At 49.2% G+C, this 13,269-nt stretch carries 11 protein-coding genes and 4 tRNA genes; 6 read left to right on the top strand and 9 right to left on the bottom strand.

What is annotated here, in order from left to right:
- Nucleotides 1–19: 19 nt before the first annotated feature.
- The 3 genes from N8M53_RS04190 to N8M53_RS04180 form a co-directional block, all read right to left on the bottom strand.
- Nucleotides 20–1,248, bottom strand: a protein-coding gene (locus tag N8M53_RS04190) for an IS3 family transposase (protein ID WP_269578702.1) whose coding sequence is annotated in 2 segments (ribosomal slippage) — nucleotides 20–897 and nucleotides 897–1,248 — 1,230 coding nt in all. Because the reading frame shifts where the segments join, the coding sequence is not laid out codon by codon here.
- Nucleotides 1,249–1,370: 122 nt separating this feature from the next.
- Nucleotides 1,371–2,156, bottom strand: coding sequence for a hypothetical protein (locus tag N8M53_RS04185; RefSeq protein WP_269579591.1), 786 nt, complete (start codon nucleotides 2,154–2,156; stop codon nucleotides 1,371–1,373).
- Between the two features lie 197 nt (nucleotides 2,157–2,353).
- On the bottom strand, nucleotides 2,354–2,881 hold the full coding sequence (locus tag N8M53_RS04180) for an RES family NAD+ phosphorylase (protein ID WP_269579590.1): 528 nt from the start codon (nucleotides 2,879–2,881) through the stop codon (nucleotides 2,354–2,356).
- A gap of 181 nt (nucleotides 2,882–3,062) precedes the next feature.
- Here N8M53_RS04180 and queC point away from each other — a divergent pair, with 181 nt between their 5' ends.
- The gene (gene queC / locus N8M53_RS04175) at nucleotides 3,063–3,758 is read left to right on the top strand and encodes a 7-cyano-7-deazaguanine synthase QueC (RefSeq protein ID WP_269579589.1); all 696 of its coding nucleotides are present in this window, start codon (nucleotides 3,063–3,065) and stop codon (nucleotides 3,756–3,758) included.
- A gap of 86 nt (nucleotides 3,759–3,844) precedes the next feature.
- On the opposite strand, the gene N8M53_RS04170 is transcribed toward queC, so the two are convergent.
- Both N8M53_RS04170 and N8M53_RS04165 read right to left on the bottom strand, forming a co-directional pair.
- Nucleotides 3,845–6,994 carry a multidrug efflux RND transporter permease subunit gene (locus tag N8M53_RS04170; RefSeq protein WP_269579588.1) on the bottom strand — a complete coding sequence of 1,050 codons (3,150 nt, stop codon included), beginning with the start codon at nucleotides 6,992–6,994 and terminating at the stop codon, nucleotides 3,845–3,847.
- Entirely contained in the window at nucleotides 6,994–8,115 is a 1,122-nt protein-coding gene (locus N8M53_RS04165) for an efflux RND transporter periplasmic adaptor subunit (protein WP_269579587.1), read from the bottom strand. Before N8M53_RS04165 ends, N8M53_RS04170 begins: the two co-directional genes overlap by 1 nt.
- A gap of 286 nt (nucleotides 8,116–8,401) precedes the next feature.
- On the opposite strand from N8M53_RS04165, the gene N8M53_RS04160 reads away from it, so the two are divergent.
- From N8M53_RS04160 to N8M53_RS04145, 4 genes are all read left to right on the top strand, one after another.
- Nucleotides 8,402–8,486 (top strand) — tRNA-Tyr (locus N8M53_RS04160).
- A gap of 22 nt (nucleotides 8,487–8,508) precedes the next feature.
- Nucleotides 8,509–8,593 (top strand) — tRNA-Tyr (locus N8M53_RS04155).
- A gap of 21 nt (nucleotides 8,594–8,614) precedes the next feature.
- Nucleotides 8,615–8,699 (top strand) — tRNA-Tyr (locus N8M53_RS04150).
- Between the two features lie 22 nt (nucleotides 8,700–8,721).
- Nucleotides 8,722–8,806 (top strand) — tRNA-Tyr (locus N8M53_RS04145).
- Nucleotides 8,807–8,863: 57 nt separating this feature from the next.
- On the opposite strand, the gene N8M53_RS04140 is transcribed toward N8M53_RS04145, so the two are convergent.
- Nucleotides 8,864–9,841 (bottom strand): glutathione S-transferase family protein, encoded by a 978-nt coding sequence (locus N8M53_RS04140; RefSeq protein ID WP_269579586.1) that lies wholly within the window; start codon nucleotides 9,839–9,841, stop codon nucleotides 8,864–8,866.
- A 211-nt stretch (nucleotides 9,842–10,052) separates the two neighbouring features.
- On the opposite strand from N8M53_RS04140, the gene N8M53_RS04135 reads away from it, so the two are divergent.
- Nucleotides 10,053–10,406 (top strand): DUF4168 domain-containing protein, encoded by a 354-nt coding sequence (locus N8M53_RS04135; protein ID WP_269579585.1) that lies wholly within the window; start codon nucleotides 10,053–10,055, stop codon nucleotides 10,404–10,406.
- A 49-nt stretch (nucleotides 10,407–10,455) separates the two neighbouring features.
- On the opposite strand, the gene arsJ is transcribed toward N8M53_RS04135, so the two are convergent.
- The 3 genes from arsJ to N8M53_RS04120 all read right to left on the bottom strand — a co-directional run bounded on the left by arsJ (nucleotide 10,456) and on the right by N8M53_RS04120 (nucleotide 13,113).
- A complete protein-coding gene (gene arsJ / locus N8M53_RS04130) occupies nucleotides 10,456–11,679 on the bottom strand; it encodes an organoarsenical effux MFS transporter ArsJ (protein WP_269579975.1) in 1,224 nt (407 codons plus the stop codon).
- A 73-nt stretch (nucleotides 11,680–11,752) separates the two neighbouring features.
- Nucleotides 11,753–12,760, bottom strand: coding sequence for an ArsJ-associated glyceraldehyde-3-phosphate dehydrogenase (locus tag N8M53_RS04125; protein ID WP_269579584.1), 1,008 nt, complete (start codon nucleotides 12,758–12,760; stop codon nucleotides 11,753–11,755).
- An 11-nt stretch (nucleotides 12,761–12,771) separates the two neighbouring features.
- Nucleotides 12,772–13,113: a metalloregulator ArsR/SmtB family transcription factor gene (locus N8M53_RS04120; RefSeq protein ID WP_269579974.1), complete on the bottom strand. Its 342-nt coding sequence runs from the start codon at nucleotides 13,111–13,113 to the stop codon at nucleotides 12,772–12,774.
- Nucleotides 13,114–13,269 lie beyond the last annotated feature (156 nt).

Raw genomic sequence — 13,269 nt, 5'->3', positions numbered from 1 at the left:
TAAAATAGGTTGACAGTTTTTAGGCCAGCTCCAGTAGCTGGCCTTTTCTATTATGCACCTGATTGGGGGTTGTCATACTTAAACTCAGGTGCGGTCTCATTTCGTTGTATATCGCTATCGATTCTTTTACCAGTACTTTCAGCTCTGCCAGTGTCTTACACCGGTACAGTAAAAACTCCTGCTTCAGTATGCCATTGATTCTTTCCGCTAACGCGTTTTGGTAGCAATCATAACCATCCGTCATCGACGACTGGATTTGACTCTCCTGTAACGCATTCTGATAAACGGCTGAGCAGTATTGCGAACCTCGGTCTGAGTGATGTACCGCATTGCCGATATAGCGCTTATCTTTGACGGCCATTTTCAGCGCTTTCACTACATTGTCTACTTTCATATCTTCGCTCACGTGATAACCCACTATCTTGCGTGAACTGGCATCGGTCACCAGTGACAGGTAATGCACACCTTGGTCTGATTCAACATAAGTTATGTCGCTAACCAGTACATGCGCAGCATCATGTAGTCCGTCTTCTTTTAGCAGGTTAGGATGTTTCTTCATCCAGTGCTTACTACACGTTGTTTTTGTGTAGCTTTTCTTGGGTCTAACCAGTAAACCTTCACTTTTCAGATAGCTAAAAAACCCGTCTCGCCCTAGTTTAATGCCATGTTCAACTAGCTTGGGCTTTACCAACGCGTAGAGCTTACGCGCCCCTAACCTCGGCATATATTTACGCCAGTATTGGACCCAGTCTTTGATGATTGATAGTTCAGCTCTTCGGCTTTCCATTCGAGCAACGGCTTGGTAGACACCTTGTCGAGAAACGCCTGCGGCACGACATGCCGACGCTAACTTGATTTTGCTTTTGGCTTTGGCTTGCCAGATGTACCGGATAAGTACTTTTTTCTGAGGCCGGCTCCGTACTCATTGTCCATGATATCGACCATACCGTTGAGGATTTGGTTACGCAGTTTCTCTTCGGCTAACTCACGCTCAAGGCGCTTGATAGTTTCGGCTGGGGTTTCTTTTGAATGTGGCATAAGGGGATGCTGAAATGGTTTCGACCAATCGAGTCTACCATGTTTTCTGAGCCAGACGAGCACCGTTGAGCGGCCCTGAATACCAAAACGGGCTTGCGCTTGTTTGTAGGTCATTTCACCTTTTTCAACACGCTCAACAACGCCTAATTTAAAGGCTAAGGTGTAATCACGTTGCGTACGCTTACGGCTTGAGTTACTTGATGTTGTCATAAAGAAGTCCTCTTTATGTCAACGTATTTCAGGACGGGACATACTAATAAAAAGAGCCCCCTTTTTTTGGAGGCTCTTTTCCAAAAACTGTCAAGCTAGATTAGGACGGGACAAAGACATTCTCAATAACGGTCACATGCATACCAATTATCCGGCCAATCCCAAATATACTCTGAGTTTATCATCACTTTTATTTTTTCCTCAGTAGCATCCTCAGTATAGCCTACTACTTTATCCTCTATGGAAACAAAGCATATTTTTGTTCCCTTAGTCAGTACCTTCTCTCGAGTATCTAAGCTTCTCTCTTTCAATTTTGTAAGCTTTTCTTCCTTTCTTCTTTTTCTCTCTTCTAAACGCTCTTTCCGTTTCAGCTCTCTTTCTTTTTCCCACAACTCGTACTCTTTGTCTGCCTCTTTTCTGCTAGAAAAGTTGGGGAAGACACTCTGTGAAAGCTGACTATTTCCTACGGGTTTAAAAAAAGTGAGAACCCAGCTTGGCCAGTCTTTTTTCACTAATTCTTCATAATCAAAATAATAAGAGAAAACCGCAATATCTCTGTTTTCTTTCAGCTCACAGACATGTTTATTAATATTGTCTCTCCCAATACGATGACTATCATATTTATGTATCACACCATCATGGGACTCACAATACCCACTCATCACTTCATTTATGTAAGAGCGTTTATCTTTAAAGACAAATACACGATACTTTTCTACTCCATCTTTTTTTTCATATGAATCTAAATAATCACCAGAAGCTAAAACGAGTGCTGAAGATCCCAAGTCCACGTTGTATGTCGCTATATCTCTAAAGACACCGTCAAGCTCTTCATTAATATTGACATTAGTTGACTGGCATGCAGAAATCATCAGCGACATGATGAGGATAGGTATTCTTTTTATCATCTTAATAACCACTATGTTAAATAGTTTAAGGTTAAATTTTATTTAAACCAAAAAGAAGAGAGCTGAGTCACAAAAACAAAGGATGCTTATAGGAGTATTCTTTATCTAAATGGTTATAGGTGATGAGATAACTACGTATCTTTCATTGCAATGAATAATCAACATTAACTTACACGCATATAGTAACTTATCTTAATCTAACTTGATAGACTAATCTCTTCAGGCTCGCCCACTCTGGTCACAGACGGCGCGCCTGGGGCGTTCCAGCGAAACAAGGTGATATGCCAAGTGCTGGGATCTTTTCGCGACGGGTCAATCAAGCCAATTTCATTACCACTTCTCAGTTTATCGGCCACCCACCAACTGGATGGAGATTCGCCTTTTGCCAAGGCCGCTTGCCAATCAACGCTGGATAAGGTTTTGTATTGCTGGAGTTCAGGATGACGCAAATCTACCAGCTCACAGGGCTCAACCTGATACCGCACAAGCACGCGTGGCGTTGTGATCTGGCTGGCGTACTTTTGCATGGCTACGCGCGCACTCTCTGCACTCTCGGTTAAATACAGCGCGCTTTCACCCTGACGATTATACCGACCGTTCGGTCTGTCTTTACTTTCTCGCATCAAGACAGCGTCGATGTGCTCAGGGTGACATACTCTGACAAAAATACCCGAGATAGGCGTGCGGCACAGGCTGGGGATAGCTTGCGGTTCAAGTCCGTCCATGACTTGTGAATGTCCTTTATAAATCAACCATCAAGGCGTAGCTTAGCAAACAAAAAGGGGACAAATTGCGTGCTGACTAACGGATTGCATCATCGCATCTGGCTTGCTGTCGATACCACACAGGGGTACCATCCCTGCTCTGTGTAACACTGGGTAAGTAGCACCGCCAAAGGACAAACCAATGAAAAAAGCCGTTGTGGTATTTAGCGGAGGACAGGATTCAACCACCTGTTTGATTCAAGCGCAGGCAGAGTATGACGAAGTGCATTGCCTCACTTTCGACTATAACCAGCGCCACAAGCAAGAAATTGATGTTGCCCGTGAGATTGCTGCAAACCGCAAAGTCAGTGCGCATAAGGTATTGGATGTTGGCTTGCTCAATGAATTGGCGATTAGCTCGCTCACACGCGACAACATTCCTGTTTCCAATGCACTGAACGAAAACGGCCTGCCCAATTCCTTTGTGCCGGGACGTAATATCTTGTTTTTGACTTTAGCGGGTATCTACGCCTATCAAATTGGCGCTGAGGCGGTAATCACCGGTGTCTGCGAAACCGACTTTTCTGGCTACCCAGATTGTCGTAACGATTTTATTCAATCAATGCAGCAAGCCCTTGAGCGCGGCATGGACAGAAAACTCGCGCTAGTCACACCACTGATGTGGCTGAATAAAGCTGAGACCTGGGCACTGGCCGACCAGTATCACACCCTCGATTTTGTACGCGACCACACCCTAACCTGTTATAACGGTATTAAAGGTACTGGCTGTGGTGAGTGTCCAGCCTGTCACTTGCGTCAGCGTGGCTTAGATGACTACCTCGCCAACCAAGCGGACGTGCAAGCGGCACTGCAGCAAAAACAAGCGGTAAACGCGTAACTGCGCGCATCTACTGGCAGCGACAAGAAATAAAAAAACCGCCTCACTGTGAAGAGGCGGTTTTTGTGTCGAGAATACAACAGCGGTTATTTATGCGGTTCATCATGCGGATGGGTATCAAACTCACCATGACTGGCCCGATGCACGGTTTCCACCGCGAGCGCTTTATCCAACTGCTGCGCCACATACTCCGGCGAGTGAGTATGAACGGAGAGCAAACGATACATCGCCGGGATCACCAGCAAGGTGACAAAGGTCGCAAAGGCCATGCCGGTGAAGATCACCGTCCCAACCGCGATACGACTTTCCGCTCCCGCGCCAGTGGAGAGGATCAATGGGATCATCCCTGCCAAGGTGGTAAACGCCGTCATCAAAATCGGTCGCAAGCGACGGACTGACGCATCGATAATCGCTTTATCAAATGCAATACCACGGTCACGCAATTGGTTGGCAAACTCCACGATTAAGATACCGTTTTTGGTCACCATCCCAATCAGCATGATCAAACCAATTTGGCTGTAGATATTGATCCCTTGGTTAGTCAACCACAGGCCTAAAAAGCCGCCCAGCATCCCCATGGGCACCGTCAACATCACCACCAAAGGGTTAATAAAGCTTTCAAATTGTGCCGCTAACACCAAGTAAGACACCAAGAGCGCTAAACCAAACACCACCAGCACACTGGTTTGGTTGTCACGAAAATCTTTCGACTCCCCTGAATAGCCCACCGAGATATCAGCCGGCAGGTTCTCAGCCGCAACCTTATCCAGATAATCGAGTGCTTGTCCGAGCGTCACCCCCTCGCCTAAATGCGCCGATAAGGTGATCGATTTTTGCTTGTTGGTATGGCTTAACCGCTGCGCGGACGCGGTTTCTTCCACCGTAGTTACCGCATCGAGAGAAACCAACTTGCCGCTGCGGCTGCGCATATAAATACGAGTGAGATCGCCTTTGCTGCTAAAGGCCTGCTCATCGCCGCGCACATACACATCGTATTCCTCGCCGCGATCCACATAGCTGGTCTGGGCACGACCACCAAGCATCACCTCTAACGTATCGGACACATCCCGCACCGAAATGCCAAGTTCAGCGGCGCGACGACGGTCTACTTTCACTACCAGCTCAGGGGTGTTTTGGTTGTAGTCGTAATCCGGGCTATCAATCAAGCTCGCCTCGCGGCCCATTTCGCCCAATTTTTCCGCCCAACGATGAAGCTCAGGATAGTCTGGGCCGCTTAACACAAACTGCACGGGCTCTGAACTCCCCCCACCAAAGCCAGGCGCAAACGGGAACACTTGCACGTCTGGCACGCCATTTAGCACCTGACGGACTTCCGCTAAGATATCTTGTGCAGAGCGATCACGCTCATCCCAATCCGGCAATAGCATGATCACAAAGCCCGTTTGATCGCCGGCCCGACCACCAAACGCTGGCGTTTGTAAACTAACTGAGCTCAAGGTGCCCGCCTCGACCAAGGGCATTAAGCGCTGCTCAATTTGCTCAATGTTGCCCACCATACGGTTGTACGCCGTGCCTTCCGCACCACGGACAAACGCCAGCAACACCCCACGATCTTCTTGTGGCACTAATTGCGACGGTAAGTGCTGCATCAGCACGCCACTGCCGCCAATACAGAGCAAGATAACCACAGGTGCCATCCAACGCCAACGCAGGACATGTGCCAGCACTCGGCGATAGTAACTTTCAAGCACATCAAACCCACGGGTGATCACGCGGTTCACAGGACTGGATGTTACATTTAAGCGTAGCAATTTACTGCCAAGCACCGGCGTGAGCGTTAACGCTATGAGAGACGAACAGAGCACGGTGACGGCGAGCATCACGGCAAACTCGGTGAACAACTTACCAATCATGCCATCCATGTAGGTAATAGGAAGGAACACCATCACCAACACCGCCGTGGTGGCGATCACCGCAAAGCCCACCTCCCGTGCGCCACGGTAAGCGGCCACCAAGGGTTTATCGCCTTGTTGTAAGTGGTGGAAGATATTTTCGACCACCACAATGGCATCATCCACCACCAGACCTATCGCGAGAATGAGCGCCATTAAGGTCAGCAGGTTGATAGAAAAGCCCATCGCCGAGGCAACGATAAATGCAGATATCAAGGACACCGGCACAGTTACTGCTGGGATCAAGGTAGCGCGCGCTTGGCCGATAAAGATATATAGCACTAATACCACCAGCGCCCCAGTAATAAATAGGGTGCTATACACTTCCTCAATCGAGCGCTCAATAAATACCGTAGTATCGTAATCCACCCAAAGACGCGTACCTTCGGGTAGGAAGGCCTGCATCTCATCGACAAGCTTATGAGCGCGGTCAGAAATATCGAGCGGATTGGCATCGGATTGTGGGATCAGCGCCAAACTTAAATTATTGATACCATTGTTTTTATAGGTGGCATCTTCGTTCCGTGAGCCAATTGCTACCTCCGCCACATCCGACAAATAAATCGCAGTGCCGTTCGCCGTGGTGCGTACCACCAGTTGTTTAAAGTCCTCTGCGTCACGATATAGACGATCGCTACGCACTGGCATGGTCATCACGTCATTGCGGATTTCCCCGCCCGGACTCTCTAAGTTTTCATCTCGCAATGCATCAAGAATATCTTGGGTGGTGACACCGTGCCCCGCCATTTGGGTGGGATCCAGCTTCACATACATCACTTTATACAGCGCGCCGTATAAATCGACCGAGCTCACCCCAGAGATCAAGCTGAATCTATCTTCCAGCGTACGTTGGGCGTATTCCGTCAGTTGGTTGCGATCCATTTCTGACGAGGCCAAGTTGATGTAGACCGCCGCTTCACCAGTGCCGTTGTCTTTGTAGACAATCGGATCATTGGCATCATCGGGCAGTCCTCCTTGTGCGCGTGCCACGGCATCACGCACATCACTCACCCCTTCGGTCAGCGGATGATCGAGCTTAAACTCCACCGTGATCCGTGATGAGCCATTGCGACTGACCGAGGTGATCTCTTCAATGCCGCTAATGCCGGAGAGCTCATCTTCAATCAATTGCGTGACTTGGCTTTCCATAATGCTGGCCGAGGCGCCAGAATAGCCGGTGTAGATACTCACTACCGGGCTATCGATATCAGGCATCTCACGCACGGACAAGGTCGAGAAAGAAACCGCGCCAAAGACACATAACAGCAAGCTCAATACGATCGCCATCACTGGCCGTTTCACTGAGACATCAGACAACCACATTAGCTGGCCTCCGTCTCAGAAACGGTCTCATTCACACGGCTTTGGTCATCTTCTTGATTTTTCGGTGCTTCCGCATTTAATACAGACACTTGCGCACCATCGCGCATATTCACCAAACCTTGCACCACAATGTGCTGACCGGGTTCAAGTCCTTTACTCACCACCACTTGGTTATCAATCCGCGCGCCAAGGGTAATTTCAGTACGATGGGCAATGCCTTCGTCATCAATGCGGAAGACGTAGCGACGCGTACCGGAATATTGCAAAGCTTGCACAGGCACAATCACCGCTTGTTGCTCGGGCAAGGTCAGTTTCGCCTCCATCAGCATGCCGGGCTGCAGTTGGCGTTCAGGGTTATCCAGCGCCACACGGACACTGACTGATAGCGCTTCTTTATCCACCCGAGAGTCCACCACACTCACCGTGCCGGTAAAGGCATCATCGGGATACGCTTGCGACGTGACCGCCACTGGCATATTGGGATAAAGCAGTCCGACGTATTGCTCTGGCACCTGAATATCGAGGTTCATGCGTGACAGGTTATCGAGGCTAAAGAGGGTTTCGCCCACATCCACACGCTGGCCGACACTTAAATCAAACAAACCAATGCGGCCGGAAAAAGGCGCGATTAAACGGTGATCATCTAAATCAGATTGCGCCGACTGCAAACGCGCCTTGGCAATATTGACACTCGCTTGCTGTGCATCCAACTCGGTTTGCGTTAACGCACCACGCTGCGCCAGCTTGGTATACTCTTTTAGCTTGCGCTGCTCATCATTGAGGTAAGCCGATGCTTCCAGCACCGCGGCTTGGGCTTTGGCGCGATTAAAGGTCACCAAAGGCGCCCCTTTTTCAACCGTCTCTCCCGGCTTGACGTGCACAGTTTCAATGCGCGCCGAGACTTCCGACTCAATATCTATCTGCTGATGGGCTTTGACATTGCCCACCAAGGATAACGACGGCGCAATCGGTTTGGTTTCCACCTGTGCCGTCATCACATCCACGGATCGTGCCCCCGGTGGTGGCGCAGAGGCCTCCTCGTTCGAGGGCTGTGTATCGCCCCACTGCCAGAACGCGACGCCCGCCAACACCACGACGCCTAATAGCATCCACTTCTTCATTACCATGTACCTTATAGATTGGATAGCACCAGTGTACTGATCTGCATTTTTTTGTCCTTAAAGAATTGTAAAGACACTGTTTTTTATCGTTATTACATAGGATTGTGCGATAAAGCGAGACAGGGGTAAGACTGTGTAAGCGCGGCCAGGTTTCAAAAAACATCAAAAAAGCCCACTTATACCGTTTTTCGCACGCAAGACGCTGAAAAAAGCACCAACTACTAACCGGGACAGAGAAAACCCTTTACAGCTCCAGTCGGTTTGGTAAGATTCGCCTCGTTCCCGTGGTGGAGTTCCCGAGCGGTCAAAGGGATCAGACTGTAAATCTGACGGCTCAGCCTTCGAAGGTTCGAATCCTTCCTCCACCACCAATTTTACAAAGCAAAACTCCGTGGTGGAGTTCCCGAGCGGTCAAAGGGATCAGACTGTAAATCTGACGGCTCAGCCTTCGAAGGTTCGAATCCTTCCTCCACCACCATTTTATAAAGCAAGACTCCGTGGTGGAGTTCCCGAGCGGTCAAAGGGATCAGACTGTAAATCTGACGGCTCAGCCTTCGAAGGTTCGAATCCTTCCTCCACCACCACTTTTACAAAGCAAGACTCCATGGTGGAGTTCCCGAGCGGTCAAAGGGATCAGACTGTAAATCTGACGGCTCAGCCTTCGAAGGTTCGAATCCTTCCTCCACCACCATCTTTAAGGGCCAGCATCTGCTGGCCCTTTTTCGTTGTTTTTTCGTCAACTGCTCAATCAGTTACTGCGAGCGCTAACTGAGGCACGCCCATGCGGCGACCACAAGTCTTGCTCTGGTCCTTTCGGTACAATGCGCGTCGGGTTTATGTTGCCGTGGCTGTAATAATAATGGGTTTTGATATGATGCATATCGACCGTATCTGCTACGCTTGGTACTTGGAACAACTCTTTCATGTAGCAGAACAAGTTGCAGTAATCGGCAATACGTTGCTTATTACATTTAAAGTGGCCCACGTAGACAGGATCAAAACGAATCAGGGTGGTGAACAAACGCCAATCGGCTTCTGTGATCTGATTGCCGGCAAGATAACGATTGCGACTTAAATGATCATCTAACACCGTCAATGCAGTGAATAACTGATCAAAGGCTTCTTCATAAGCCTCTTGTTCGGTGGCAAAGCCACATTTATACACGCCATTATTTACATTGGGGTAAACAAACTCGTTCCACTGATCAACCGCTGCACGCAGGCTGTCTGGGTAATAATCGTCATGATTACCCGTGATGTCATTAAACGCTGAATTAAACATCCGAATGATATCGGCCGATTCATTACTGACAATGGTCTCGGTTTGCTTATCCCATAAAATCGGCACGGTGACTCGCCCCGTGTAATTAGGCTTAGCGTGGGTATAGAGCTGATGAGCATAATCGTACCCATACAATGGCTCTGGCTCCGAAAAAGTCCAGCCATGTTCTAGCATTTCAGGCGCGACGACAGTGACGGCTATATGAGGTTCAAGCCCTTTTAAATGGCGCATGATCAGAGTGCGATGCGCCCAAGGACAAGCAAGAGAAACATACAGATGATAGCGGCCTGATTCAGCGTTAAAGCCCGCATCGCCACTTGGTCCAGCTTGGCCATCAGCGGTCACCCAGTGACGAAAGCCCGCGTCTTCACGGACAAATCGACCACCCGACGACTTGGTGTCGTACCACACATCATGCCAAATACCGTCTATCAGTTTTCCCATACGTCCTCCTTTTTCTACGCAATACAGTATAAGGAGTGCGCTAGGGAAAGTCGGCAGAGCAACTTGTTGGAGTTATTCGAAAAAACTGAGCAATTCATACAGTATCAAGAATGTCATGGTCTTGTGAGAATTTGTCTGATTGCTTTTTCACGTTTGACCGTCACTCTTCACCTCTTTTAGGGTGGCCATGATGAATAAAAGGAGAGTATTGATGAAACGTTTATTAGCGACCCTATCTTTTGCGTTTGTTGTTGCAGCCAGTCTGCCAAGTTTCGCTGCCAACGAAACAAATAATATGTCAGCGGATCAGCCGACCGAACAAGTAGTCAGCAGCTACGCAGAGGCCGCTGAGCAGGTGGTCTCAATATCAAAAGACTACAAAAGCAAGCTTGAGAGCATCCGTAGTGAAGAAAAGGCGAAAGCGCTAATGGCCGAGACGCAAAAAGAAATGGCGCAAGCGATTGAAGCAGCAGGGCTGTCTGTCGAGGAATATAACGCTGTTTTTCGTCAAGCGCGTGAAGATAAAGAGCTGCAGAAGAAAATCAGCAATATGCTCAATGAGTAGCCGTAGTCTTAAAAAGGGGGCAAGCATATGCATGCTTTCCCCTCTTTATTTAAGCGTGATCTGTTGAGGCTATCGTTTTGGGTAGCCCCAGCGAAATGACCGTGGTGACAGTGAGAAACCCAAACGACACCCAAAGGCATGCCGCCAGTCCCCATACTTGGAAAACCCAACCGGATAACACAGTGCCAATTAAGCGTCCCATGGCGTTCGCCATATAATAAAATCCTACATCCAGCGACACACCGTCGCCTTTGGCGTAGCTGACAATCAAGTAGGAATGCAGTGACGAGTTAATCGCAAATATCGCCCCAAATACCATGAGTCCAACAATAATCACCCCTTGCGGATACCACTGTTCGCCAATCGCGTAAGCAATAATACCCGTCACCACCGCCAATAAACCTGCCCAACCTAACGCCGCTTGACCGCCCGGCGAATGGCCAGCTTGGCGCCCGGTAATTTTCGGCGCAACCCCTTGCACCACGCCGTAAGCGATCACCCATAGCGCAAGAAAGCCGCCCACCGCACTGTGGCTCCAACCAAATGTGGTGCCAAGATAAATTGGCAAGGCCACCACAAACCAAACGTCTCGAGCGCCGAAAAGAAATAAACGTGCTGCCGAGAGGATATTCACGCTGCGAGACTTGGAAAAGATTTCCGAAAACTTAGGCTTATTTTTCGCTTTCCCCAACTCCGCATTGAGCGATACCACACTGCCGATAAACACCAAACTCAACACGCCAGCCATCGCCGCCACCGCATACTGAAAGCCAATCAGAGAGAGCAATGCACCACCGACAAAAAAGCCTACGCCTTTGAGTGCATTCTTCGAGCCCGTTAAGATCGCTATCCACTTAAACAGTGCTCCCTGTGCGTTGTCAGGCACTAAGGTTTTAATCGCGCTTTTAGCGCTCATCTTGTTCAGATCTTTCGCAATTCCAGACAAGGCTTGAGCCGCCATCACCCAAGGAATGGTGAGCCAACCGGCTGGCACGGCTAACATGGCAAGCGCGATAATTTGCATGCCAAGACCAATATTCATGGTGCGATTAAGGCCTAAACGCGCACCGAGCCATCCACCGATAAGGTTGGTGACCACCCCGAAAAATTCGTAAAACAAAAACAGCGAGGCGATTTCTAACGTGCCGTAGCCCAACTCATAAAAATACAGCACCACCAGCATCCGCAGTGCACCGTCGGTGATGGTGAAATTCCAATAGTTAAAGGTGACCAGCATATACTGGCGCACAGATTGGCTTAATTGAGCAAACATAGTGGTCATCGATTCACATACAAAAAAGGGCGATGCGGCACTGGGCACACATCGCTACCCGATAAAAAAGCGATTACTGATCAACGCCGCCGACGTTGCGCACCAGCTCAGCAGTGCGCGTGGCATACCCCATTTCGTTGTCATACCACGCATAGATTTTGACCATACGCTTACCCACCACCATGGTGGATAAACCATCGACAATCGTGGAGCGCTGATCACCACGGTAATCAATCGAGACTAAAGGACGCGCCTCAAAGCCAAGAATGCCGTTGAGCTCGCCGTCCGCGGCTTCTTGCAACAATGCGTTCACCTCGTCGGTGGTGGTATCGGTTTCCACGTCAAAGATCACATCCGTCAGCGACGCATTAGCGAGGGGGACACGCACCGCATGGCCATTAATCTTGCCTTTTAGATCCGGGAAAATTTCTACGATGGCGGTCGCCGACCCCGTGGTAGTCGGGATCAAGCTCATGCCACAGGCGCGAGCGCGACGTAAGTCTTTATGCGGCGCATCCAAAATCGTTTGGGTATTGGTTAAATCATGAATGGTGGTGAAGGTCGACTGCGCAATCCCCAGCTTTTCATGGATCACTTTCACAATCGGTGCCAAGCAGTTCGTGGTACACGATGCTGCGGTAACGATCCGATGTTTGCTGGGATCAAATATCGCGTCATTCACTCCCACCACGATATTCGCCACACGCTCATCTTTGACCGGCGCAGAGACCACCACGCGCTTTACGCCTTGGTCCAAGTAATGTTGCAGCAAATCCGCGTCACGGTGTTTTCCCGTTGCTTCAATCACCACATCGCAACCTGACCAGTCGACGGCATCAATCGCTTTTTCTTGGCTTGTCGTCAGTGTTTGGCCGTTAATCTGCACGCGGTTGCCTTCTGCACTCACCGCGTGATGCCAACGCCCTTGTACCGAATCAAACTCCAGCAAATGCGCCAGTGTTTCGGTATCTCCCGCCACATCGTTGATATGCACAAACTCGAGCTCTGGCCAATCAAATGCTGCCCGTAATGCCAAACGACCGATACGGCCAAACCCATTGATCCCGACTTTAATTGTCATTGCTTTCTCCTTTACACACAGCAGGTAGGGCGAGACGCCATCTTGGCAAGCCGCGTGATATCTTCTTGATAAGTGTCTTTTAGGCAGTTGGAATCAACTAAACCCTGAATTTGTTTGCGCATCCAGCCGGGTAAATCAGCGGCCAAGCGATAAAACACCCATTGCCCTTGGCGCATATCAACCAACACACCACTGGCCCGCAGCTGCGCCAAATGACGTGAGATCTTCGGCTGCGAGGTGTCCAGCGCTTCGGTGAGCTCGCACACACACAACTGCCCTTCACGAGCAATGAGCAGCAAACACCGCACGCGTGTTTCATCGGCCAATAATTTGAAAAACTGGTGAGGCAACATAGGCTCTCTCACTACACTTCATTAAATGCACATATGGATATGCGTATATTATAAAGCCTAAGCATGCACGCAACCCTGACAAACAAGAATTCACAAAAGCTTCATATTAGAGAATCAGCCGATAGCGCTATAAGCCCTTTACATCCGCATAAAATG

The organism is Salinivibrio kushneri, assembly GCF_027286325.1.
Taxonomy (GTDB): domain Bacteria; phylum Pseudomonadota; class Gammaproteobacteria; order Enterobacterales; family Vibrionaceae; genus Salinivibrio; species Salinivibrio kushneri_A.
Note: the sequence above shows the minus strand (reverse complement) of the source record. Positions and strands in the feature narration are given on the sequence as shown.

What these genes read in the sequence shown, in the direction of transcription:
- N8M53_RS04185 (WP_269579591.1), bottom strand. Translation starts at nt 2,156, where the DNA reads ATGATAAAAAGAATACCTATCCTCATCATGTCGCTGATGATTTCTGCA.
- N8M53_RS04180 (WP_269579590.1), bottom strand. Translation starts at nt 2,881, where the DNA reads ATGGACGGACTTGAACCGCAAGCTATCCCCAGCCTGTGCCGCACGCCT.
- queC (WP_269579589.1), top strand. Translation starts at nt 3,063, where the DNA reads ATGAAAAAAGCCGTTGTGGTATTTAGCGGAGGACAGGATTCAACCACC.
- N8M53_RS04170 (WP_269579588.1), bottom strand. Translation starts at nt 6,994, where the DNA reads ATGTGGTTGTCTGATGTCTCAGTGAAACGGCCAGTGATGGCGATCGTA.
- N8M53_RS04165 (WP_269579587.1), bottom strand. Translation starts at nt 8,115, where the DNA reads ATGAAGAAGTGGATGCTATTAGGCGTCGTGGTGTTGGCGGGCGTCGCG.
- N8M53_RS04140 (WP_269579586.1), bottom strand. Translation starts at nt 9,841, where the DNA reads ATGGGAAAACTGATAGACGGTATTTGGCATGATGTGTGGTACGACACC.
- N8M53_RS04135 (WP_269579585.1), top strand. Translation starts at nt 10,053, where the DNA reads ATGAAACGTTTATTAGCGACCCTATCTTTTGCGTTTGTTGTTGCAGCC.
- arsJ (WP_269579975.1), bottom strand. Translation starts at nt 11,679, where the DNA reads ATGTTTGCTCAATTAAGCCAATCTGTGCGCCAGTATATGCTGGTCACC.
- N8M53_RS04125 (WP_269579584.1), bottom strand. Translation starts at nt 12,760, where the DNA reads ATGACAATTAAAGTCGGGATCAATGGGTTTGGCCGTATCGGTCGTTTG.
- N8M53_RS04120 (WP_269579974.1), bottom strand. Translation starts at nt 13,113, where the DNA reads ATGTTGCCTCACCAGTTTTTCAAATTATTGGCCGATGAAACACGCGTG.